17 protein-coding genes and 6 pseudogenes are annotated in these 22,670 nt (G+C 72.0%); 20 read left to right on the top strand and 3 right to left on the bottom strand.

Annotated elements, in window-relative coordinates; all coding sequences use genetic code 11:
- Positions 1–43 precede the first annotated feature (43 nt).
- On the bottom strand, positions 44–847 hold the full coding sequence (locus tag QUE47_RS06420; RefSeq protein WP_286219070.1) for an IclR family transcriptional regulator: 804 nt from the start codon (positions 845–847) through the stop codon (positions 44–46).
- A 166-nt stretch (positions 848–1,013) separates the two neighbouring features.
- On the opposite strand from QUE47_RS06420, the gene kduI reads away from it, so the two are divergent.
- The 13 genes and pseudogenes from kduI (at position 1,014) to QUE47_RS06355 (ending at position 14,807) form a co-directional block, all read left to right on the top strand.
- A complete protein-coding gene (gene kduI / locus QUE47_RS06415) occupies positions 1,014–1,805 on the top strand; it encodes a 5-dehydro-4-deoxy-D-glucuronate isomerase (RefSeq protein ID WP_350227689.1) in 792 nt (263 codons plus the stop codon).
- A gap of 22 nt (positions 1,806–1,827) precedes the next feature.
- Positions 1,828–2,586: a 2-dehydro-3-deoxy-D-gluconate 5-dehydrogenase KduD gene (gene kduD / locus QUE47_RS06405; RefSeq protein ID WP_286219069.1), complete on the top strand. Its 759-nt coding sequence runs from the start codon at positions 1,828–1,830 to the stop codon at positions 2,584–2,586.
- A gap of 80 nt (positions 2,587–2,666) precedes the next feature.
- Positions 2,667–3,764, top strand: coding sequence for a sugar ABC transporter substrate-binding protein (locus tag QUE47_RS06400; RefSeq protein WP_286219068.1), 1,098 nt, complete (start codon positions 2,667–2,669; stop codon positions 3,762–3,764).
- Between the two features lie 67 nt (positions 3,765–3,831).
- Positions 3,832–4,779 (top strand): ABC transporter permease, encoded by a 948-nt coding sequence (locus QUE47_RS06395; RefSeq protein ID WP_286219067.1) that lies wholly within the window; start codon positions 3,832–3,834, stop codon positions 4,777–4,779.
- Positions 4,776–5,531: an ATP-binding cassette domain-containing protein gene (locus tag QUE47_RS06390; protein WP_286219066.1), complete on the top strand. Its 756-nt coding sequence runs from the start codon at positions 4,776–4,778 to the stop codon at positions 5,529–5,531. Before QUE47_RS06395 ends, QUE47_RS06390 begins: the two co-directional genes overlap by 4 nt.
- Positions 5,528–5,932, top strand: a pseudogene (locus QUE47_RS06385) (ATP-binding cassette domain-containing protein); the annotation flags it as partial. The gene QUE47_RS06390 and the pseudogene QUE47_RS06385, both read left to right, overlap by 4 nt.
- A 112-nt stretch (positions 5,933–6,044) precedes the next feature.
- A complete protein-coding gene (locus tag QUE47_RS06380) occupies positions 6,045–6,323 on the top strand; it encodes a hypothetical protein (protein ID WP_286219566.1) in 279 nt (92 codons plus the stop codon).
- A 2-nt stretch (positions 6,324–6,325) separates the two neighbouring features.
- Positions 6,326–7,318, top strand: a complete 993-nt coding sequence (locus QUE47_RS06375; protein ID WP_286219412.1) for an ABC transporter permease — start codon at positions 6,326–6,328, stop codon at positions 7,316–7,318.
- A gap of 73 nt (positions 7,319–7,391) precedes the next feature.
- Positions 7,392–8,288 (top strand): annotated as a pseudogene (locus QUE47_RS16695) (aldehyde dehydrogenase family protein); the annotation flags it as partial.
- Positions 8,289–8,407: 119 nt separating this feature from the next.
- Complete coding sequence (locus QUE47_RS16690) at positions 8,408–8,878, top strand: aldehyde dehydrogenase family protein (protein ID WP_350227688.1); 471 nt, start codon at positions 8,408–8,410, stop codon at positions 8,876–8,878.
- Between the two features lie 165 nt (positions 8,879–9,043).
- Positions 9,044–11,419: pseudogene (locus QUE47_RS06365) on the top strand (ThuA domain-containing protein); the annotation flags it as partial.
- Between the two features lie 908 nt (positions 11,420–12,327).
- A pseudogene (locus QUE47_RS06360) lies at positions 12,328–12,603 on the top strand (LamG-like jellyroll fold domain-containing protein); the annotation flags it as partial.
- Positions 12,604–13,433: 830 nt separating this feature from the next.
- On the top strand, positions 13,434–14,807 hold the full coding sequence (locus QUE47_RS06355; RefSeq protein ID WP_286219065.1) for a cadherin-like domain-containing protein: 1,374 nt from the start codon (positions 13,434–13,436) through the stop codon (positions 14,805–14,807).
- Between the two features lie 77 nt (positions 14,808–14,884).
- Here the strand turns inward: QUE47_RS06355 and QUE47_RS06350 are convergent, their stop codons facing one another.
- Positions 14,885–15,112 carry a tautomerase family protein gene (locus QUE47_RS06350; protein WP_286219064.1) on the bottom strand — a complete coding sequence of 76 codons (228 nt, stop codon included), beginning with the start codon at positions 15,110–15,112 and terminating at the stop codon, positions 14,885–14,887.
- Positions 15,113–15,301: 189 nt separating this feature from the next.
- Between QUE47_RS06350 and QUE47_RS06345 the strand changes: the two genes are divergently transcribed.
- From QUE47_RS06345 to QUE47_RS06335, 3 genes are read left to right on the top strand one after another with little or no spacing between them, the layout of a single operon-like run.
- Positions 15,302–16,057 (top strand): YcnI family protein, encoded by a 756-nt coding sequence (locus tag QUE47_RS06345; RefSeq protein WP_286219063.1) that lies wholly within the window; start codon positions 15,302–15,304, stop codon positions 16,055–16,057.
- A gap of 18 nt (positions 16,058–16,075) precedes the next feature.
- Positions 16,076–17,599 (top strand): copper resistance CopC/CopD family protein, encoded by a 1,524-nt coding sequence (locus QUE47_RS06340; protein WP_286219062.1) that lies wholly within the window; start codon positions 16,076–16,078, stop codon positions 17,597–17,599.
- Positions 17,600–17,631: 32 nt separating this feature from the next.
- Positions 17,632–17,772, top strand: coding sequence for a hypothetical protein (locus QUE47_RS06335; RefSeq protein ID WP_286219061.1), 141 nt, complete (start codon positions 17,632–17,634; stop codon positions 17,770–17,772).
- Between the two features lie 15 nt (positions 17,773–17,787).
- Here QUE47_RS06335 and QUE47_RS06330 read toward each other — a convergent pair whose 3' ends face one another.
- On the bottom strand, positions 17,788–18,324 hold the full coding sequence (locus QUE47_RS06330; protein ID WP_286219060.1) for a hypothetical protein: 537 nt from the start codon (positions 18,322–18,324) through the stop codon (positions 17,788–17,790).
- 196 nt (positions 18,325–18,520) lie between these two features.
- Here QUE47_RS06330 and QUE47_RS06325 point away from each other — a divergent pair, with 196 nt between their 5' ends.
- The 4 genes and pseudogenes from QUE47_RS06325 to QUE47_RS17140 form a co-directional block, all read left to right on the top strand.
- Positions 18,521–19,282, top strand: a complete 762-nt coding sequence (locus tag QUE47_RS06325; protein ID WP_286219059.1) for a DeoR/GlpR family DNA-binding transcription regulator — start codon at positions 18,521–18,523, stop codon at positions 19,280–19,282.
- Positions 19,279–20,226 (top strand): 1-phosphofructokinase, encoded by a 948-nt coding sequence (gene pfkB / locus QUE47_RS06320; RefSeq protein ID WP_286219058.1) that lies wholly within the window; start codon positions 19,279–19,281, stop codon positions 20,224–20,226. The genes QUE47_RS06325 and pfkB overlap by 4 nt, the downstream gene beginning before the upstream one ends.
- A gap of 16 nt (positions 20,227–20,242) precedes the next feature.
- Positions 20,243–22,365: pseudogene (locus QUE47_RS17145) on the top strand (PTS fructose transporter subunit IIABC).
- Between the two features lie 78 nt (positions 22,366–22,443).
- A pseudogene (locus tag QUE47_RS17140) lies at positions 22,444–22,590 on the top strand (HPr family phosphocarrier protein); the annotation flags it as partial.
- Positions 22,591–22,670: the final 80 nt, after the last annotated feature.

The raw sequence follows: 22,670 nt of genomic DNA, 5'->3' as shown, positions 1-22,670 counted from the left end.
CTCGGGGTGCGGCGGCCGCCGGGCTGTCTGTCGTCCGGACCCTTCAGCGGACCAGGCTGTTGCCCTGCACCGCGGCCAGGCGGGCCCGCACGCTCAGCAGGGTCTCGACGATGAGGTCCTCGCGACCGTCACCGAGCCGGCTGATCGGCACCGCGACGCTCATCGCGTCGACGGGGTGGTTGCTGAAGGGGAGGGTGACGCCGAAGCAGCGGACCCCGAGGCAGGACTCCTCGCTCTCGGTGGCGAAGCCCTGGTAGGCCGCGCGCTCGATGATCTCGAGCACGGCACCCTTCTCGGTCGTCGTGTGCGAGGTGATCGCCGCGATCGACTCGGGGACGAGGCCCTGCCGGGCGTCGTCCGGCATCTCCGCGAGGAGAGCGCGGCCCAGCGCGGTCGCGTAGGCCGGGAGCCGCCGTCCGACCGCCGAGTGCATGCGGAGCGGGTGCACCGACTCGCGCTTGGCGGTGTAGATGACGTCGGCGCCGTCGAGGCGCCCGAGGTGCACGGTCTCGCCCGTGGTGCCCGCGACCTCGTCGAGGATCGACGTGGCTCGGGCGAGCACGGGGTCGCCGTCGAGGTAGGCGGAGCTGACGGTCAGCGAGTGGATGCCGAGCTGGTAGACGCTGCCGGTGGGGTCGGTCTGGAGCCAGCCCCGGGCGGTCATCGTGCGCAGGAGCGCGTGGAGGCTGCTCTTGGGGATGCTCAGCCGCGCGGAGAGCTGCAGCTGGGTGCCGGGGCCGTGGGCGGCGATCTCGTCCAGGAGGTCGAGCGCCCGCGCGGCGGACTTCACCGCCCCGGCCTCGGCGGGCCGTGCCGTCTCCTTCTGGAGCTCTTTCTGAACCTGCATGGCGCTCTCCTTGGGTCGTCCGTGCGCGCGGGACCTGCCCGACGGACGTACTCTACCTGAGTTCGCATACGTGGACACGTTTCTCCCCCTTGACCTGCGACCCGGATCATGTCTATGGTCCTGTTTCACATAGACGAACGCAGTTCACACACAAAGGGGTGTATGCGTGATCCAGGTTCGATACTCCACATCGCCGTCCAGCGCCGAGACGGCGACCACCGGCGAGCTGCGCGAGAACTTCCTCGTCGACGACCTCTTCGTGAACGGAGAGGTCCGAGGCACCTACACCCACGACGACAGGATGGTCATCGGCGGCGCCGTCCCGGGCACCGCACAGCTCGACCTGCCGGCCTGGAGCGAGGTCCTGGGCACCGAGGCCCACCTCGAGCGTCGCGAGCTCGGCATCATCAACGTCGGCGGAGCGGGCACCGTGCTCGTCGACGGCGAGAAGCTCGAGCTCGACCACCTCGACGGACTCTTCGTCGGCCGAGGCAGCGAGGTGTCCTTCGCCGGTCCCGACGCCGCCTACTACTTCGTGTCCGCGCCCGCGCACGCGACGTACCCCACCCAGGTGATCAGCCACGGTGAGGTCGAGCCGGTAGCGCTCGGCTCGACCGAGGCCGCCAACGAGCGCAAGCTCTTCCGCTACGTCTGGGGACAGGAGATCGAGACCTCCGTCCTGCAGTTCGGGGTCACCGTGATCGCGGACGGCTCGGTCTGGAACACCTTCCCGCCGCACCTCCACGACCGCCGGACCGAGATCTACTGCTACGTCGACCTCGACGAGGACGAGCGCGTGTTCCACTTCATGGGGCGCCCGGGGAGACCCGACACCTCGTCCTGCGCAACCGCGAAGCCGTCATCTCGCCCCCGTGGTCGATCCACGCCGGGGCGGGCACGGGCTCCTACGCCTTCATCTGGGCGATGGCCGGCGAGAACAACACCTACACCGACCTGAGCCCCGTGGCGGTGGAGGACCTGTGACGGACTCCCCGTTCGACCTGAGCGGCAAGCGTGCCGCGGTCACGGGTGCCGGCCGCGGCCTGGGCCGGGCGGTGGCCCTGGGCCTCGCCCGCGCCGGTGCCGACGTCGTCCTGATCGGCCGCAAGGGCAACCAGGACGCGACGCGCGAGCAGATCGCGGCCCTGGGGCGCGAGGTCGACGTCGTCGACCTCGACGTGAGCGACCTGGACGCCGTCGAGGCGAGCTGTGCAGCGCTGAACGACGCCCGCCAGGTCGACATCGTGATCAACAACGCCGGGATCATCGACCGCGAGGACTCCGTCGCCGTCGACCGCGCCTCCTGGCAGCGGGTCATGGACGTCAACCTCAACGGGCTGTTCTTCCTCACCCAGCAGCTCGCTCGGCCGATGGTCGAGCGGGGCCACGGCAAGGTCGTCAGCATCGCCAGCCTCCTGTCCTTCCAGGGCGGCCTGCGCGTCGCCTCGTACGCGGCGAGCAAGCACGGCGTCGCCGGTCTGACGAAAGCACTGGCGAACGAGTGGGCGCCCCGCGGCGTCCAGGTCAACGCGATCGCGCCCGGCTACATGGCCACCGACAACACGGCCGCCCTCCGCGACGACGCGGACCGGTCCCGGTCGATCCTCGAACGCATCCCGGCCGGGCGCTGGGGCACGGCCGAGGACGTCGTCGGCGCGGCCGTGTTCCTCAGCTCGCCCGCCGCGGACTACGTCAACGGCCACGTCCTGGTCGTCGACGGCGGGTGGATGGCCCGCTGACCAGCTTTCCCCACGTCCCAACGAACGGTATGCAGATCCCATCGCCGGTCACCGGCACCGACAGAAATCGAGGAAAGACGATGAAGTTCACCTCTCGACCTGCAGCAGCGCTCATCGGGGTCGCGATCGCGGCCACCACACTCTCCGCCTGCACCGAGGAGGCCGTGGGCAGCGACGACACGGCAGCCGCGGGCGGCGGCGACGCCAGCACCTGCGAACCCGCGGACGTCACCCTGGTGGGCCAGGTGCGCAACGAGTCCAACCCCTACGAGGCCTCGTGGCTCGACGGCGGCGACGCGTTCGCCGAGCAGGTCGGCCTCACGCAGGAGCGGCTCACCTACGACGGGGACTCGACGCGCCAGCAGGAGCAGATCAGCCAGCTGTTCGCGGGCGACACCTCGTGCCTCGTCATGAACATCCTGCCCAACGGCGACTCGGACACGCCGCCGATCGTGGAGGGGGCGCAGGACGCGGGCGCGTACCTCGTCACCCAGTGGAACAAGCCGGCGGACCTCGCGGTCACCGACTACGACTCGTGGCTGTCCCACATCACGTACAACGGCGTGGAGTCCGGCAAGCAGATCGGCGACGCGCTCGCCGAGGCGATCGGTGGCTCCGGCGGGATCGTCGCCCTCCAGGGCATCCTCGACACCGGCGCCGCCAAGGACCGCTTCGCCGGTCTCGAGGAGTCGCTCTCAGCGAACTCCGACGTCGAGCTGCTCGACGACCAGACGGCGAACTTCTCGCGGGCCGAGGCGCTCGAGGTGACCAAGACCCTGCTCACCAAGCACGGTGACGACATCAAGGGCATCTGGGCCGCCAACGACGACATGGCGCTCGGTGCGCTCGAGGCGCTCAAGCAGGCCGGTCGCACGGACGTCGCCGTGGTCGGCATCGACGCCGTCCCGGACGCCCTCACCGCGATCGAGGACGGGGAGATGACCGCGACGGTCTCCAGCGACGGTCCGTGGCAGGGCGGTATCGGCCTGGCCATCGGCTACTGCGTCGCCACGGGCGAGCTCGCCGTCGAGGACATCGCCGACGAGGACCGCGCCTGGTACGCCGAGCAGTTCCTCATCGAGAAGGACAACGTCGGCGACTTCGTCTCGCCGGAGACCGACGAGTCCGACTTCGCCTGCGACAACGTCTTCAGCCGGTCGCAGGGCCCGATCTCGTGACCATGACATCCCCCGCCGAGGTCGACACCGAGGTCGTGGACGCCCAACGCCCCAGGCCTCGGCGGGGGTGTCGCTCCGAGACGCGGGGCCGCCGATCGCCCTGGTCGTCATCTTCGCGGTGTTCGCGGCCCTGAGCCCCGGCTTCAGGACGATCGCGAACGTGCAGAACATCTTCGACGCGGCCGCGGTGCTCGCGGTCGTCACCTGCGGCATCACGTTCGTGCTGATGATGGGGTCGATCGACCTCTCCACCCCCGGGATCATGGGGGCCTCGGCGATCACGGTCGCCCTCCTGGTCGCGAACAACCGCAACGACAACGACCTGGGGCTCGTCGGGATCGGCATCGCGGTGCTGCTCGCCGCGGCGCTCGGGTGCCTGAGCGGCCTGGCGCTGGTCGTGCTCAAGGTGCCGTCGTTCATGACCACCCTGGGCGTCTCCGCCGTCGGGCTCGGCGTCGCGACCCTGATGTTCGGCGGGGTCCAGCCGAACGTCACCGACGCGATGCTCGAGTCGTGGGCGGTCGACCGGTTCCTCGGCCTGGCGTACCTCACGTGGATCGCGTTCGCGTGCGTGCTCGTCGGCTGGCTGGTGCAGCGCTACTCGCGCCTGGGCCGCTACGCCTACGCGATCGGCGGCGCCGAGGAGGTGCTCGCGCTGTCCGGCGTGAAGGTCAAGCCGTACAAGGTCGCGGTCTTCACGATGGCGGGCGCGTTCTACGGCCTGGGCGGCGTGATGGTCACGAGCCAGCTCAGCGCCGGCCTCGTCCAGGCCGGCCGGGGCTACGACTTCGCGGCCATCACCGCCGCCGTCGTCGGGGGCACCCTGCTGATCGGCGGTCGTGGCGGGATCCTCCACTCCGCGGTCGGCGTCCTGCTCGTGACGGTCCTCTCGAACGGTCTGGTCCAGGTCGGCGTGAGCCCCTACTGGCAGGGCGGGGTCCAGGGCCTCATCGTCGTCGTCGCCGTCGCGGCCGCCGTCATTCCCCAGCGTCGTAGAAACCAGGTGACGAAATGACTCTCGATCCTCGAAGTGCGCCCGACGCCGGCCCGAACGCCCTCGAGGTGCGCGGCCTGGTCAAGCACTACCCGGGCGTCAAGGCCCTCGACGGGGTCGACCTCGTCGTCCGCCGCAACGAGGTGCTCGGGCTCGCGGGGGAGAACGGCGCCGGCAAGTCCACCCTCCTCAAGGCCCTCGTCGGGCTGGTCAAGCCGGACGCCGGCGAGATCTGGGTCCGTGGCGAGAAGGTCGAGCTCAAGAGCGTCGTCGACGCCGCGAACCACGGCATCGGCATGGTCTTCCAGGAGCAGTCGCTCGTCCCCAACCTCACCGCGGCCGAGAACATCGTGCTCGGGAGCGAGGGCGCGGGCGTCCGTCGCGGCGTCTACCGCTGGGACACCATGCGCAAGATGGCGCAGGAGCAGCTCGACAAGATCGGGTCGAGCATCGACCCGCTGGCCCGGACCGACACGCTGTCGTTCGCCGACCGGCAGATGGTCGAGATCGCCAAGGTGCTCCGCATCGAGGAGCGCACGGACCACCCGCCGGTGATCATCCTGGACGAGCCCACGTCGGTCCTCGAGTCGAAGGAGATCGAGACGCTCTTCACGCAGGTGCGCCGGCTGCGGGAGTTCGCGTCGGTGGTCTTCGTGTCGCACCGCCTCGACGAGGTGCTCGACGTCTGCGACCGCGTCAGCGTGCTCCGCAGCGGCCGATCCGTGGGCGAGGTGCCCACGGAGGAGCGGCCCCGGCCGAGCTCCACCAGATGATGATCGGCACCACCGGCTCCGACGACCACTACCACGGCGGTGACGCCGAGCACGCGGACGCGCCTCGCGAGCCGCGGCTCGTCGTGCGCGGCCTCTCGGCCGCCACCTTCCACGACGTAGACCTCGAGGTGAACGCCGGGGAGATCGTCGGCATCGTCGGTGTGCACGGGTCCGGCCGCGAGGACGTGTGCCGGGCGCTCTTCGGGGCGGAGCCGACCACCAGCGGGGAGGTCGTCCTCGACGGTGCGAGCCTCGACCTCTCGGGCACGCGGGCGGCGTGCGCCGCGGGCGTCGGGTACGTGCCGGCGGAGCGCAAGTCCGAGGGCATGGTCGGCCCGATGTCCGTCGCCGACAACATGACCCTCGCCAAGCAGGGTGCGCGCTGCGCCGGGCCCCTGGTCCGGCCGCGCAAGCAGGCCACGCTGGTGGACACGTGGATCGAGCGGCTGTCGATCCGCACCCCCACCGGAGCACGGCGATCCAGCGCCTCTCGGGGGCAACCAGCAGAAGGTGGTGCTCGCCCGGTGGCTGGTGTCCGGCGACGTCCGGCTCCTCCTGCTCGACCACCCCACACGTGGCCTCGACATCGGCGCGCGCTCCGAGGTGTACCGCCTCATGCGCGAGCTCGCCAACAGCGGGGTGGCCACCGTCCTGCTGGCCGACAGCCTCGAGGAGGCGATCGGCATGTCCGACCGGATCATCGTGATGAGCGACGGCCGGGCCACCACCGAGGTCGCCGCCCCTGCGGGCGGCAAGCCGACCCCGCTCGACCTCGTCAAGGAGATGGTCTGATCATGGCGACACCCATCACGACCCGGCCCGCACCCGAGGCCGCCGTCCTGGGGAAGCCCACCGTGGGGCAGCGGGTCACCTCTTTCATGCCGGTCATCGCGCTCGTCGTGCTGCTCGGCGCGCTGAGCATCGCCGACCCGGGGTTCCTCACCCAGAGCAGCCTCACGGCGGCGATCCGGACGGCCGCGCCGCTCATCGTGCTCGCGGCCGGGGCCACCCTGGTCGTCCTGTGCGGTGGCATCGACCTGTCGATCGCCGCGCTGTGCTCCCTGGCCACGGTCTTCTACGCGATGTGGCTCCCGGACCTCGACGGGGTCACGACCGTCGCGGTCATCGCGGCCACCGCCGCGATCGGGGCACTGCAGGGCATCGCCCACGTGGTGCTCAGGATCCCCTCGTTCGTCGTCACCCTCGGCGGCATGAGCATCTTCACGGCGATCGCCCTGGTGATCTCGGACGCCGGCCCGATCCGTGTCGTGGACCGCGAGCCCACGCACTGGCTCACGCTGTATCTCGGCGGAGTCGTCCCGATGGCGTTCGCCGTGGCCCTGCTCGTGGTCCTCGTCGTCTCGCTGGTCCTGCGGTTCACCCCGCTCGACAGCTGGGTCCGGGCCACCGGGTACTCCGAGGCGGCGGCCAGGCTCGCCGGCTCACCGGTCGACCTCGTCAAGGTCGGGGCTTTCGCGCTCTCGGGTGCGTGCGCCGGCCTGGCCGCGATCATGCTGGTCTCCCGCAACTTCAGCGGCAGCCCGACGATGGCCGACAACCTGCTGCTCCCGGCGATCGCCGCGATCGTGGTGGGCGGGACCGCCATCACCGGTGGTCACGGCTCGCTGTGGCGCAGCCTGGCCGGTGCGCTCGTCGTCACGCTGCTCCGCGTGGGCCTGCCGATCGTGGGCGTCCCTTCGGCGTACGAGCAGATCCTCTACGGGGCGATCATCGTCGCCGCCGTCGCCCTCACGCTCGACCGATCGAAGGTGCTGATCATCAAGTAGCCGCGGCCCCGCGCCGTCCCCGACCACGTCCTCGCTCGACGCACGAACCGAAACAGAAACCGGAAGGATCCCCATGAATGCGAGCACGCAGCTCCTGCCCGCCGTCTCCACGTTCCTCTCGTCCCCGAAGCAGCTCCTGATCGACGGCGAGCACGTCGACGCCGAGGGCGGCAAGACCTTCGCCACCCTGAACCCTGCGACCGAGAAGGAGCTCGTGCAGGTCGCCCAGGGGTCGGCGGCCGACGTCGACCGTGCCGTGGACGCCGCACGTCGCGCGTTCGAGGCGGGGTCGCCCTGGTCGGTGATGACCCCGCGCGAACGGTCGCACCTGCTCTGGCGGGTCGGCGACCTGATCGAGGAGCGCACCGAGGAGTTCGCGCAGCTCGAGTCGCTGGACAACGGCAAGAGCCTCGAGTCCGCCCGCGGCGACGTCGGGGTGGCCGCCGAGCTGTTCCGCTACTTCGCCGGCTGGGCCACGAAGATGGAGGGCACGTCGATCCCGATGTCGGTGCCCGGCCGCGAGTTCCACGCGTACACGCGCCGCGAGCCTATCGGCGTCGTCGCCGGGATCGTGCCGTGGAACTTCCCGCTGACGATGGCGTGCTTCAAGATCGTCCCGGCCATCACGGCCGGCAACACCGTCGTGCTCAAGCCGGCCGAGCAGACCCCGCTGACGGCGCTGCTGCTCGGTGACCTGCTGCTCGAGGCGGGACTCCCGGCGGGCGTGGTCAACATCCTCCCCGGCTTCGGGGACACCGGCGCCGGGCTGGTCGACCACCCGGGCGTCGACAAGGTCGCCTTCACCGGCAGCACCGAGGTCGGCAAGAAGATCGCCGCCGCGGCGTCCGGCAACCTCAAGAAGGTCTCGCTGGAGCTCGGCGGCAAGGCGCCCAACATCATCTTCGCGGACGCCGACCTCGACGCCGCGATCGCGGGCGCGGCGCTCGCCGGCTACTTCAACGAGGGGCAGTGCTGCGTCAACGGGTCGCGCCTCTACGTGGAGCGCAGCGTGTTCGACCAGGTCGTCGAGGGGTCGCCGCAGCAGCGAGGGCGATCTCCGTCGGTGACGCGTTCGACCCGGCCACCACCATGGGCCCGCTCGTCTCGGCCGAGCAGCACGAGAAGGTCATGGGCTACGTCCGCGGCGCGGTCGCGGACGGCGCGACCATCGTCGCCGGCAGCCCCGACCCGGCGGCCGACCAGGGCTACTTCTTCGCGCCGACGCTCATCACCGGCGTGACGGAGCAGATGGCCGTCCAGACGGACGAGGTCTTCGGCCCCGTCATCACCGCGATCCCGTTCGACACCGAGGACGAGGTCGTCGCCGCCGCCAACAACACCGTCTACGGCCTGGCCGCGGGCGTGTGGTCGAAGGACATCGGGACCGCGCACCGCGTGGGCGGCAGGCTGCGCGCCGGCACCGTCTGGCTCAACACCTGGCACGCGGACGACGTGACCCTCCCGCGCGGCGGGTTCAAGCAGTCCGGGTGGGGTCGCGAGCTGGGCTCGTTCGGCCTCGACGACTACACGGAGCTCAAGACGGTGATCGCCGAGCTCTGACGACCGCGCCCTCCGGGGCGCCGACCCCAGCGACGACGACGTCGCAGACAGACGCAGCGTAGACGCAGCACCCCAGGAGTCAGCACTGGGCGGCCTGCCCCGACCGGGGCGGGTCGTCCGGGCTGCCGTCATGTCCGAGAACCGAGTGCGAAGAGGGATTCAACGATGAACCTGTTACGCAGACCTGACCGTCGAGACGATCGGAGCAGGCGCCGCCGAGCGCCCGCGAGACTGGCGGCCGCGATCCTCGCCCTGGCGGTGAGCGCGCCGCTCGTGGGCGGTGCCGCGCAGGCGGCCCCGCGGGCCGTGGTACCCGCGGCGGTCGACGCCGGCTCCGTCGACGACGGCGTCCTGAGCGTCCTGCTCTTCTACAAGCCGAACTTCCACGCCTCGAACGTCCAGGCCCGTCAGGCCGTCCGGGACCTCGCCGACCAGCTGGGCACCGAGCACGGGCAGCCGGTCGAGATCCAGGAGACCGACGACCCGTCGGCGTTCACCACCGACAACCTCGCCACGAAGGACGCCGTCGTCTTCGCCCAGACCGGAGGCGTGCTGTTCGACACGGACCAGCGCGCCGCGCTGGAGGAGTACATCCGCGGCGGCGGCGGCTACATGGGCATGCACTACGCCGGCTGGTCCGTCGGGCAGAGCGAGCACGACGTGAACCCGTTCTATGCGCGCCTCGTCGGTGCGATGTCGGAGGGTCACCCCGAGAACCCGGCCGTCCGGTCGGGCCGGGTCGTGGTCACGGACACCGAGCACCCGCTGGCCGAGGGGCTGCCGGCCGAGTTCACCCGCAGCGACGAGTGGTACGACTGGCTGGTCAACCCGGCCCCGGAGGTCCGCACGATCCTCGCGGCCGACGAGACGTCGTACGGCATGGGCACCAACGGCACGACGCACCCGATCACGTGGTGCCAGGAGATCGACGCCGGTCGGTCCTGGTACTCGGGGATGGGTCACGAGGGCACGGCGTACGCCGAGGCCACGATCCGGACCCAGATGAAGAACGGTCTCGCGTACTCCGCGGGGCTGCTCACGGCCGACTGCTCGCCGCCCGACAAGTCCGAGCAGGGCTCGTGGAGCGGGGTCACGCCGTGGCCCCTGGTCCCGATCAACGCGTCGCTGACGGCGGACGGCCACGTCCAGTCCTTCGGCAGCGTCTCGTCGGGCTGCACGGACGCGACGCCCTACGACTTCGGCGGCAACTCGTGCGTCACCCAGGGCGGCCAGATGGAGATCGACATCTGGGACCCCACCGAGGAGCGCACCGTCGCGAACGTCGTCTCGGGACTCGTCCCGAACGAGACGTACACCGACCTGTTCTGCTCGATGCAGGTCCAGATGCCGCACCGGCGCGCGACGATGACCGTCGGCGGTGACGACGGGCTCGGCGGCAACGCGCCCAACGACGCCGCGCTCGGGGTCACGAGCTACACGACGAACCAGGGCCTGCACAACGAGGCCCCGATGAACTTCCCGCGCTGGTACCCCACCGGGACCACGCTGCCCGACGGCTCCGTCGTCGTGCAGGGCGGCAGCCTCGAGGGCGGTCCGGGCGGGCCCGGCGTCCTGACGCCGGAGATCTACACGCCCGACGAGGGCAGCTCCTGGAAGCTCCTCGAGGGCGCCACCAGCGCGGCGGCCTACGGGGACGGCGGGGACGGCAACGGTCCCGACGAGAACCGCTGGTGGTACCCGCGCGCGTTCGTTGCTCCCGGCAACGGGAACGTCTTCAACATCACCGGCACCCAGATGTACGAGCTCGACCCGTCCGGTGACGGAGAGGTGATCCTCCGCGGCAGGCTGCCTGCCGAGATCGCCGCGCAGGGCGACCTGGGGAACCCGGTCGGCGCGACGTCCACCGCGACGATGTACCGTCCCGGCAAGATCCTGCAGGTCGGCGGTGGCTGGTGGGCCAACGGCGGCGGCCCCGAGGGTGCGCGCGCCGGCTTCACGGTCGACATCACCGGAGGCACCGAGGACCCGGTGATCGAGGCGACGGCGCCGATGCAGCACTCGCGGCACTGGGCGACCTCCACGGTGCTGCCCGACGGCACCGTGATCGTCACCGGTGGTGCCCGCGAGAACAACGGGAACGGTGGATACGTCACCAACGCCGAGATCTGGGACCCGGAGACCGGGGAGTGGACCACGGTGGCGGTACCTCACGAGCACGCCCGCCTGTACCACTCGACGGCGCTGCTCCTGCCGGACGGTCGCCTGATGGTGGGCGGCGGCGGGACGCCGGGACCGCGCAACTACACGGACGTGGAGTTCTTCTCGCCGGCGTACCTGTTCGACGGTGACGAGCCTGCGGTCCGCCCGGAGGTCACGTCGGTCCCGGACACGGTCGGCTACGACGGAGTCTTCGACGTGTCGGTCGACGGCGACGTCTCGCGGGTCACGCTGGTCCGCAACGGGTCGGTGACGCACGGGTTCAACAACGACCAGAACTTCCAGGACCTGGCGTTCGCCCGCGACGGTGACACGCTCACGATCGAGACCCCGGCCGACGGCACTTACGCCCCGCCCGGTGCCTACATGCTGTTCGTGTTCGACGAGGACGGTACGCCGTCCGTCGCCGACATCGTCCACATCGACCCGACGGTGGAGATGGACGCCCGCGCCCCGCACCTGGTCGACCAGTTCGAGTACCCCCGGCTGCCCGCCGAGTGGCGCTCCGCCAACCCGCCGGCCGTCGTGGACGTCGCGGCGGACGCGGGCCGGATGTCGCCGTGGGAGATCGACGACGCGGTCCAGCTCGTGCGGGCCGCAGGACCGGGCCAGGGTGGCCTCGGCAGCACCGGGTACCACCTCGGTGTCGGCTCCGAGGGCAGCCTGACCCGCACGGTCGACGGCCTCGACCCCGGCCGTGAGTACCGGCTCTCGCTGCGCTACGCCCGTGACAGCCGCTCCGACGGCACCGCTCCGGGTACCGCGGACCTGACCGTCGGTGACCTGTCGACGACCCTGACCGCTGGCCAGGACCTGTCCTCCCAGGACGAGTTCGGGACCTACGTCGGCACCTTCGTCGCCGGCGGCCGTTCGCAGGACCTGACGCTGAGCGCCGGGGACTCGGGTGCGGGCGTCATGGTCGACGACCTGGTGATCGTCGGCTCGGACCCCGGCGTCTCGGACGTCCCGGTCCACTACGAGCTCGACGAGGGCGACGGGACCGTCGCGGTGAACTCCGGGACGGACACCTCCGTCGGGGACGCCACCCTGACGGGGGAGACCGGGTGGAGCGACGCCGGCGTGCTCGGCGGTGCGCTCGACCTCTCGGGCGGGACCAACGCCAACGCGGTGGACCTCCCGGACGACCTGCTGCTGGGCGAGGAGAGCTTCACCACCTCGTTCTGGGTGCGTCCTGACACCAAGGCCGACTGGATCGGCATGTTCCACATCGGTGACGGGCTCGAGGGGAGGGCAGCTTCTTCCAGATCCAGATGCAGACGGGCGCCGCACCCGGCGGCACCGGTCTCGCGGCCACGTTCAAGGCCAAGGGCAGCGCCGAGCAGGAGCGGGTCTACGCGACCCCGACGCAGGACGTCGTGGCCGACGAGTGGAACCACGTCGCGTTCACCCGGGAGGGTGCGACCGGCACGCTCTACCTCAACGGTGAGCCGGTGGCGTCCCGTGACGACCTGACGATCGACATGGGCGACGTGGGGCCGACGTCGAACAACTGGCTGGGGCGCAACGGCTTCCCGGACCCGTCCTTCGACGGGCTGATGGACGACGTCCGCCTCTACACCAGCACGCTCGGTGACGCCGACATCGCCTCGCTGTACGCCGACGGGACCGCACTCGCCACGACCACCACGGTCACGGTCGAGCCGTCGTCCCCGTCGCCGTTCGGTGAGCCGGTCGTGGTCACGGCCGAGGTCGTCGACGAGGCCGACCAGGCGCCGTCGGGCGTCGCGGAGCTCTGGGTCGACGGCGCTCGCGTCGGCGGCCAGGTCGACGTGACGGACGGCGCAGTGCAGTTCGACGACGTCCCCCTGTCACCGGGTGACCACGAGGTCGAGGTCCGGTTCCTCGCGGCCGACGGGTGGCGGGACTCCGCGCAGGTCGTGGAGCACTCGGTCGAGCGGCCGCCGCCGGGCGAGGGCACGCCGATCCACTACACCTTCGACGAGGGTGAGGGGACGACCGCGGCGAACACCGGGCTCGACGGCTCGATCGGTGACGCCACGCTGACGGGCGCGGCGGGCTGGAGCGAGGACGGCCGGTTCGGGTCCGCGGTGGACCTCCCTGGTGGAGCCGCCGCGACCGGGAACCAGATCGTCCTCCCGGACGACATCGAGGCGGGCATGGACGACCAGTTCAGCGTCTCGGTGTGGGCGCGGCCGGACGCGTTGCCGGCCTGGGTCCCGCTGGTGCAGATCGGCAGCAGCACGGACACGTTCTTCCTGCTGCAGTCCAACACCCAGACCGGGGGCCGACCGGCTTCGCGGCGACGTTCAAGGCTCCCGGCACGCCCGGCAGCGCTCAGGAACGGCTGGTCCTCGGCGAGGGCAACGATCTGCCCCTCGACGACTGGACCCACGTGGTGTTCACCCAGAGCGGGTCGGTCGGGAAGATCTACTTCGACGGGGAGCTCCAGGCGACGCGTTCGGACTTCACCCTCGACATCGGCGACATCGGTGTCGGCGGCCGGACGACGACGAACCTGATCGGCGGGACGAGCTGGCCCGACGGTCGCTGGGACGGGGAGGTCGACGACTTCCGGATGTTCGGCTACGAGCTGACCGCCGAGCAGGTCGCCGAGCTCCACGAGGGGCCGCCGCAGAACGCGGCCCCGGTGGGGGCGGCCGACGCCTACGGGACCGTCGAGGACGAGCCGCTGACGGTGGAGGCACCTGGCGTGCTCGCCAACGACACGGACGTCGACGGGGACGACCTCACCGCGAGCGGGGTCACCCAGCCCGCGAACGGGACGGTGTCCCTGGAGTCCGACGGGTCGTTCACCTACACCCCCGATGCCGGGTTCTCCGGTGCGGACACCTTCACGTACGTCGTGTCGGACGGGGCAGCGACCTCGGACCCCACGACCGTGACGATCACGGTGGAGGACGGCGAGCAGCCGCCCGTCAACACCGCCCCGGTGGCCGCCGACGACGCGTACGACGCCGTCGACGGGGAGCCGCTGGTGCTGCCGGCGCCCGGTGTCCTCGCCAACGACACCGATGCCGACGGGAACGTCCTGACGGCGACCGGGGTCGTGCAGCCGGCCAACGGCACGGTGACGCTCGAGTCCGACGGGTCGTTCACCTACGTCTCCGATCCCGGGTTCTCCGGGAAGGACGTCTTCACCTATCGCGCCGACGACGGGCAGGACCGTTCGAAGCGCGCGACGGTGACCGTGACGGTGAAGTCGCGGGCCCAGACGGCGGTGGTCGGGGTCGCCCTGCCCATCACGTACGGGAAGGCCGGGACGGTCTCGGTGGCGGTCTCGCCCGCCACCGCCACGGGGAAGGTCAAGCTGCGCGACAGCGGCACGACCGTCGCCACGACCGTGATCGCCGACGGCCGCGGGACGCTCGTGCTGCCTGCGGGCTCGCTGCAGCCCGGGGTGCACGACCTCAAGGTCCGCTACGTGGGTGACGACGACCATCGTGCGTCGTCGTCGACGGTGCGGGTGGTCGTGGAGAAGGTGGTGCCGACGATGGAGATCTCGGCCACGAAGGCCCCGGGCAAGACGGTCGTGGTCGAGGTGTCGCTCACGGCGTCGGACGACGTCCCGGTGACCGGGGAGGTCGAGGTCACCATCGAGGGCCGGACGCTCACCGGCGCCGTCGACGACGGGCGAGCGGTGTTCGAGGCTCCCAGGCCCAAGGGCAAGGAGCTGACGCTGACGGCGTCGTACCTCGGCAGCGACCTCGCCCTGGCGGCCGAGACCAGGGTGACGGTCCCGATCGGGTGACACGCGAGAGCGCCCCGCGGCCGGAGGATCAGTCCTCCGGCCGCGGGGCGCTCGTCTGCGTGCGGCTCGAGTGCCGCTCAGGCGTCGTCGGCCAGGGAGGCGACGACGCCGGCACGGCTGTCGTCCTCGCTGGCCAGGACGCCGCCGTTGGCGACGATGTCCGGGGTGATCTCGCTGAACACCATGCGGACGTCCTGGCGGCGGGCTCCGAGGATCGCCACGGCGTGGTCGGCGACGGCCTTGGCGAAGTCGCGGCGCTGTTCGACGGTACGGCCACGCAGAAGCTCGACGGTGATGTTGGGCATGACTCTCCTCCATTGGCGGTCGCGTACGCCCACGACAGGTGTTCATGGCTGCGACCTAGATTCGGTGACGTGAACCACGGTACCGCCGCCGCGCGTCGCCGTCCATCATCGTGACTACAGTTCATACTCTTGACACACATTCGACAGGCTGATGTGGTGGTGCGAACCACCCCCGGCTCGGGAGCAGACATGAGACGCACGACGTTCGTCCGGCGCACGACCCTGACGGGGGCCGCCGCTGCGGTCCTGGTCGCCCTCGGGGCGACCGCGGCGTCCGCCCACGTCACCATCACCGCGTCCACGACGGGCGCGGGCTCCACGGCCGTCCTGACCCTCGAGGTCCCGCACGGGTGCGACGGGTCCCCGACGACCCAGGTGGCGGTCCGCGTCCCGGCCGAGGTCACGGACGTGACCGCGTCGGACGTCGGTCGGTGGTCGGTGCAGCAGACCGAGGACGGACTCAGGTACACGGCCGACGAGCCGCTCACCGACGGGGAGCACGACGAGATCGAGTTCTCCGTGCGCCTGCCCGACGAGGTCGGTGCGACGCTCGTCTTCCCCGTCGTCCAGGAGTGCGAGGTCGGCCAGGCCGCGTGGACCGAGGTCTCCGACCACGACGGCGGCGAGGACCAGCTCGACCGACCTGCGCCGTTCGTGGTCGTGACGGCTGCGGACCCGGACTCGGAGTCGGGCACGGACACGCACGAGGCGGCCGAGACCGCTGACGCGGACGACGCGGACGACGCGGCCGCCACGGAGACCGCGGTCGCGGCCGACGTCGAGAGCCCGGGCGCGTCGTCCGACAGCACCGAGGGTGCCGACGGTGCCGAGACCACCGCGAGCGACGACAGCGGACACCCGGTCACCTATGCCGCGGCCGGCACGCTCGCCGCCGGCGGCCTCGTGGGCGGCGCGGTGCTGCTGCGCCGCCGCCTGCGCGGGTGACGGGCCGGTGAGGCGCAGGTGACGCGAACGCTCGCGGGGCACGTCGGCGTGCGCTCGGTCTTCGTTCGCTCGGTCTTCGTGCGCTCGGTCCTGCTCCTGGCGGTCGCCGTGGGGCTCGTCCTCGGCTCGGCAGGCAGCGCAGCCGCGCACGCGAACCTCCTGAGCACCGACCCCGCCGAGGGCGCGGTGCTCGAGACCGCCCCGGAGCGCGTCACGTTCACGTTCGACGAGTCCGTGATCGGGGTACCGGCGGGCATCAAGGTCTTCGACGCGACCGGCGCGGAGATCGCGTCGTCGGCGTCCGTCGACGCGTCACGGCTCTTCGTCGACATCGACGGAGAGGTGCCCGACGGGACCCTCGTCGTCCTGTGGCGCCTCGTCTCCGAGGACGGCCACCCGATCGGCGGCTCGCTGAGCTTCGCGGTGGGTGCACCGAGCGCGGTCGTGGACGTGTCGACGACGGGCGCGGACGCCGACACCGACGCGCCCCTGCTGCTCGTTGCGGTCCGTGCGATCGGCTACCTGGGGCTGCTCGTGGCCGCTGGCGCCGCGGTCTTCTCCGTGCTGTTCCTCCCGCGGGACGTCGGTGCCGACACCTCCCGCGCCCGCCTCCGTCCGGTCGTCCGGGTGGCGGCGGTCGTCGCCGTGCTCGCGTGGTGGTCGGCGGTCCCGATGATCGCGCTCTACCAGCTCGGCCTGCCCGCGTCCGCGTTGACCGAGTGGTCGACGTGGACGGCGCTCGCGCCCGCCGAGTACGCGGTCCCGGCCGGGGTGACCCTGGGCCTCGGTCTGCTGGTCGGCGCGCTCCCGGCGCGGTCGGCGCCCGGCCGTGCGCGCGCGGCCCTGGTGCTCGCGGGCGCTCTCGTGGCGCTCGCCGCACCGGCGTTCACGGGCCACACGCGAGCCACCTCGCCCGAGGCGCTGGTCATGGGTGTCGACGTGCTGCACCTGGTGGCGGGCGCCGTCTGGCTGGGTGGGCTCGTCGCGATCGGCACGGTGCTGGGGGAGCTCGCGCGCGGAGACCTCGGTGGCGTCGTGCTGGCGCGCTTCTCCACGTGCGCGGCGGGCGCCCTGGCGGTCCTGGTGGTCGCCGGGTCGGTCCTCGCGTGGCGGATCGCCGGCACCTGGGACGCCCTGGTGGACTCCGGGTACGGGGTCGTCCTGCTGGTGAAGGTCCTGGTGGCGCTCGTGGCGGTGGCGATCGCCGGGTGGAACCGCTACTCGCTGCTGCCGCGCCTGGGCGAGGCCTCCCGGAGCAAGGACCGTCGGCGCGTCGCTGCGCTGCTGCTCCGTTCGACGCGCGCGGAGGCGGGGGTGCTCGTCGCGGTGCTGCTCGTCACCGGCGTCCTCGTGGACCGGAGCCCCGAGGTCGACGGGGCCGCGGGCGTCGCGTCGGGCGCCGGCGTCACGGAGGACGTCCGGCTGGGGGACATCTCGGCGGAGCTCACACTGGAGCCGCTCGCGGTGGGGCCGAACACGCTGACCATCGCGATGGTCGACGACGCCGGGGAGCCGACCGAGGGCTACGGCGCCCCCGGCTGAGCCTGTCGACGGACGAGATCGACCTCGGCGAGGTGGAGATCGCCTCGCTGGGACCGGGCGTCTACGCGGGGGAGGTCGTGCTCCCGACCTCGGGCGAGTGGCGCGTCCAGGTCTCGTTGCGGACCACCGAGTTCGACAACCCGGTGCGGACCGTCACGTTCCGCGTCCCCTGACGACGTCCCGACCGCTCACGGCCCGACGACGTACCCCGCGTCCGAGCATGCCGTCAGGATCCCGGGTGCCGCGGCCTGGATCTGCGCGGTGTCGAGGCCCGGTGACTGCGTGCCGCCCTCGACCTCCTCGAGGTACCGGGTGAACGGGTCGAGCGTGTCCGCGAGCCCCGTGGCGATGTCCTCGTCGCCGGCGCTCTCGGCCTGGGCGGCGAGCGGCTCGAGCTCGGCGTGGATCGCGGCCACCTCGTCGGGGTCCGCGGACGGGCCCGCAGCGGCGAGCGTGCCGACCTGCTGCACCAGGTCGTCCGCGTGGAACCGGCCGATGTAGCCCTCGCAGACCTCGACGGGTGTGAGCTCTTCGAGCGGCTCCGGCCCTGACTCCTCGCCGGAGCCGTCCGTGTCGGTCTGCGTGCCGGTCTGCGTGCCGGAGGTCTGCCCCGGATCGGCCGCCGCGCCGTCGGCCGCGTCCTCCGGACCCGTGCAGGCGGTCGCGCTCAGGAGCAGGAGGGCGGTGCCCGCTGCGGCGAGGGTGCGAGGCGGTGCTGGTTTCACACCACCGAGCCTAGAGAACTCCGGGTGGGCCGCACCCAGGGTGCCCGGCGCCGCTGTCCGCCCGTGACCCCAGGCCCAAAACAACAGAAACAAATCTGTGTTTCTGTTGACTCAGCTCTGAACGTGTGGTTCTCTTGATGAAACGGGCCCGCCGATGGGCCCGAGAACGACGCACAGGACGAGGGAGTCCCACCCCATGTACGCAGCGGAGCGACAGCAGACGATCCTCAGCCGGGCGCGCAGCGCCGGTCGGGTCGAGGTCACCGCGCTCGCCGAGGACCTCGGCGTGACCACCGAGACCGTGCGCCGCGACCTGACGGTGCTCGAGGAGCGCGGCTCGCTGCGCCGCGTCCACGGCGGCGCGATCCCCGTCGAGCGCCTCGACCCCGAGCCCACGCTCGCCACCCGGTCCGGGCGCCTCACCGACGTCAAGCGCCGCATCGCTGCCCGGGTCCTCGACGAGATCCCGGCCGGGTCGACCGTCCTCCTCGACTCCGGGTCCACGACCCTCGCGGTCGTCGAGCTCCTGCCGCCCGACCGCGGCCTGACCGTCGTGACCAACTCCGTACCCGCCGCCGCCCAGCTCCTCGCCCGAACCGACGTCTCGCTGTACCTGCTCGGCGGCCGCGTCCGCGGCGTGACCGGGGCCGCCGTGGGGGAGTGGACGGCAGCGGCGCTCGCGGACGTCGTGGTCGACGTCGCCGTCCTCGGCACCAACGGCATCTCCGCCCGCCGCGGCCTGACGACCCCGGACCAGGCCGAGGCCGAGGCCAAGCGCGCGATGGTTTCCGCAGCCCGTCGCGTCGTCGTGGCCACCGACTCCAGCAAGGCCGGCGACGACCACTTCCACCGGTTCGCCGAGATCGGCGGCGTCGACGTCGTCGTCACCGACACCGACCTGCCGGACGACGTCGCGCAGGAGCTGCGGGCCGCCGGACCCGAGGTCGTGACCGCATGATCGTCACCCTGACCCCCAACCCGTCCGTCGACCGGGCGGTGGTCGTCGACCGCCTGCGCCGCGGCGAGGTGCACCGCGCGTCGAGCACCCACGTCGACCCGGGCGGCAAGGGCGTCAACGTCTCCCGCGCGCTCGCTGCCCGCGGCTCCGCGACGGTCGCGGTGCTCCCGGTCGGCGGCCCCGAGGGCCGCCTGCTGGTCCAGCTCCTCGACGAGGCCGGGGTGGCATCGCGCGGTGTCCCGATCGCGGGGAGCGTCCGCACCAACATCAGCGTCCTCGACGTCGACGGCACCACGACCAAGATCAACGAGGCGGGCCCCCGCCTGCTGCCGGACGACGTCGCCACCCTCCTCGACGCCACGCTCGCCGAGTTCGCCGGGACGGGATGGATCGTCGGCTGCGGCAGCCTGCCGCCCGGCGCGCCCGTCGGCCTCTACGCGTCGCTCGTCGAGGCCGGCCGCGCCGTCGGCGCCCGCGTGGCCGTCGACTCGTCCGGACCCTCGATGGCGGCGGCGCTCGCCGCTCGCCCGCACCTCGTCAAGCCGAACCACGAGGAGCTCGAGGAGCTCGCGGGTCGCGAGCTCGCGACCCTCGGGGACGTGCGCGACGAGGCCCTGCGCCTGGTCGATGCCGGCATCGAGACCGTCGCCGTCAGCCTCGGCGGCGACGGCGCGCTCCTCGTCGACGCCGAGACCACGGTCCACGCCCGCGCCCACGTCTCCGCCCCGGTCTCCACCGTCGGCGCCGGCGACTGCATGCTCGCCGGCCTCCTCGACGCCCTCGCCGCGGGTCTCGACCAGTCCGCCGCCCTCGCCGCCGCCGTCCGCTCGGGCTCGGCCGCCGTCGCCCTCCCAGGAAGCTCCGTCCCCACCCCGCAGGACCTCGCCGACGTGGCCGTCGACGTGGACACCTCGCCCACCCTCGGCCGCCGCCTCGGCCGCTGAACCGAAAGGAACCGCCATGTCCCTCATCACCGAAGGACAGGTCGTCCTCGACCTGACCGGCACGGATCGCAGCGCCGCGATCAGCACGCTCGCGGAGCGGCTGGTCGCCACCGGGCGCTGCACGGACCTCGACGCGTTCGTCGCCGACGTCCGCGCCCGCGAGGCCAAGACCGCCACCGGGCTCCCCGGCGGCATCGGGATCCCCCACGCCCGCAGCGCCGCGATCACCGAGCCGTCGCTCGTGTTCGGGCGGTCGGACGACGGCGTGGACTTCGGCGCCAAGGACGGCCCCGCGTCCCTGATCTTCCTCATCGCCGCCCCCGAGGGCGGCGGCGACGCGCACATGCAGATGTTGCCCAAGCTCGCCCGGGCGCTCATGAAGAAGGAGTTCAAGCAGGCGCTCGCCGAGGCCACGACCGAGGCCGAGGTCGTCGAGATCGTCAGCGCCCAGGTGCGGCTCGACCCGCCGGCCACCCCTGCCACCCCCGCCGGCACCGCCGCGGCTCCCACCGGCGCACCCGCCCACGCGGCCGACGCTCCGTCGTCCGACACCCGGGACGGCGCCACGCAGGACGCGGGCGCTGGCGCAGACACCGAGCGCAGCCTCAAGCTCGTCGGCGTCACGTCGTGCCCCACCGGGATCGCCCACACGTACATGGCTGCCGAGTCGCTCGAGCGCGCCGCCGCGGACGCCGGCCACACGATCGCGGTCGAGACGCAGGGCTCGGCGGGCTCGACCCCGCTCGCTGCCGACGTCATCGCCGCCGCGGACGCCGTGATCTTCGCCCACGACCTCGAGGTCAAGGACAAGGGCCGGTTCGCCGGCAAGCCGACGATCGACGTCGGCGTGAAGAAGGCGATCTCGGACGGCCCGGGGCTCGTGGACCGCGCCGTCGAGCTGGCCGCCGCCTGGGAGAAGGACCCCTCGCTCGCCGAGAAGGCCGGACCCGCCCCCGCGGCGTCCGGCGGCCTGACCTCGAAGGTCGAGAAGGGCGCGGGGGTCGGCACGAAGATCCGTCAGTGGCTGATGACCGGTGTCTCGTACATGATCCCGTTCGTCGCGGCCGGGGGATCCTCATCGCGATCTCCTTCATGCTCGCGCAGATCGCCCTCGGTGAGGAGGGCGCCATCGAGATCACGCAGTACGGGATCGGCGCCGAGGGGCAGTACGACATCACGCAGAACTTCGACGTGACCAGCCTGACCTCGTGGGCTGCCCTCCTGTTCGTCATGGGTGGCGCGTCGTTCGGGTTCCTCGTGCCGATCCTGTCGGGGTTCATCGCGTTCGCGATCGCCGACCGCCCCGGCCTGGTGCCGGGCATCGTCGGCGGCTCGATCGCCGTCTCGATGGGCGCCGGGTTCATCGGCGGCCTCGCCACCGGGTTCCTCGGCGGGTTCACCGCGCTGTGGGTCTCGCGCTGGAAGGTCCACAAGGGCGTGCGCGGCGTCATGCCCGTCGTCGTGATCCCCCTGCTGTCCACGTTCATCACCGCCGGGCTGTTCATCACCGTCCTCGGCCGGCCGATCGTGGCGCTCGCGGACGGCCTGTCCAGCGGTCTCGACAGCCTCAACGGTGGCAGCGCGATCGTCCTGGGCGCCGTGCTCGGCGCGATGATGGGCTTCGACCTCGGTGGCCCCGTCAACAAGGTGGCCTACACGTTCGCGACCACCGGCCTCGCCGCCGCGGGCGCCGCGACCGACGCCCCGCAGCTCAAGATCATGGCGGCCGTCATGGCCGGCGGCATGGTCGCCCCGCTCGCCCTCGCGCTCGCCACGACGGTACGCCCCAAGCTCTTCACGCCCGTCGAGCGCGAGAACGGCAAGGCAGCCTGGCTGCTCGGCGCGTCGTTCATCTCCGAGGGCGCGATCCCGTTCGCCGCGGCCGACCCGATCCGCATCATCGTCTCGTCGGTCATCGGCTCGTCCGTCACGGGTGCCCTCGCGATGGCGTTCGGCACCACCCTCCGCGCACCGCACGGCGGCATCTGGGTGCTCCCGCTCATCGGGAACTTCCTGCTCTTCGTCGTCGCCCTCGCGGCCGGCGTGCTCGTGACCGCGACGATCGTCGTCGCGCTCAAGTCCCGCGACCGGTCCTCGGTCGCCGCGCAGGAACAGGCCACAGAGAAGGTCGCGGCCTGACGGTCGCGGCCTGACCGGGCACCAAAGACCACCCACGACCACGAAACCCTGCAGCACCTGCTCCGAAGGAGAAGCACCATGGCACAGCGCACCGCCACCATCGGGTCGACCGTCGGCCTGCACGCCCGCCCCGCCTCGCTGTTCATCGAGGCCGCCGAGGCCACCGGCCTCGACATCGAGATCGGCCGCCCGGGGGAGGAGATGGTCGACGCCACGAGCATCCTCGGCGTGATGGCCCTCGGCGCCAAGCACGGCGAGGAGGTCGTCCTCGAGGCCGAGGGGAGGGCGCCGACGCGGCGCTCGAC

The sequence above is a fragment of the Paraoerskovia sediminicola genome, assembly GCF_030296575.1.
GTDB classification, from domain to species: Bacteria; Actinomycetota; Actinomycetes; order Actinomycetales; family Cellulomonadaceae; genus Paraoerskovia; species Paraoerskovia sediminicola.
The sequence above is the reverse complement of the archived record's forward strand: the minus strand, read 5'-3'. Positions and strand labels throughout refer to the sequence as shown.

What these genes read in the sequence shown, in the direction of transcription:
- QUE47_RS06420 (WP_286219070.1), bottom strand. Translation starts at nt 847, where the DNA reads ATGCAGGTTCAGAAAGAGCTCCAGAAGGAGACGGCACGGCCCGCCGAG.
- QUE47_RS06400 (WP_286219068.1), top strand. Translation starts at nt 2,667, where the DNA reads ATGAAGTTCACCTCTCGACCTGCAGCAGCGCTCATCGGGGTCGCGATC.
- QUE47_RS06390 (WP_286219066.1), top strand. Translation starts at nt 4,776, where the DNA reads ATGACTCTCGATCCTCGAAGTGCGCCCGACGCCGGCCCGAACGCCCTC.
- QUE47_RS06375 (WP_286219412.1), top strand. Translation starts at nt 6,326, where the DNA reads ATGGCGACACCCATCACGACCCGGCCCGCACCCGAGGCCGCCGTCCTG.
- QUE47_RS16690 (WP_350227688.1), top strand. Translation starts at nt 8,408, where the DNA reads ATGGGCCCGCTCGTCTCGGCCGAGCAGCACGAGAAGGTCATGGGCTAC.
- QUE47_RS06350 (WP_286219064.1), bottom strand. Translation starts at nt 15,112, where the DNA reads ATGCCCAACATCACCGTCGAGCTTCTGCGTGGCCGTACCGTCGAACAG.
- QUE47_RS06345 (WP_286219063.1), top strand. Translation starts at nt 15,302, where the DNA reads ATGAGACGCACGACGTTCGTCCGGCGCACGACCCTGACGGGGGCCGCC.
- QUE47_RS06325 (WP_286219059.1), top strand. Translation starts at nt 18,521, where the DNA reads ATGTACGCAGCGGAGCGACAGCAGACGATCCTCAGCCGGGCGCGCAGC.
- pfkB (WP_286219058.1), top strand. Translation starts at nt 19,279, where the DNA reads ATGATCGTCACCCTGACCCCCAACCCGTCCGTCGACCGGGCGGTGGTC.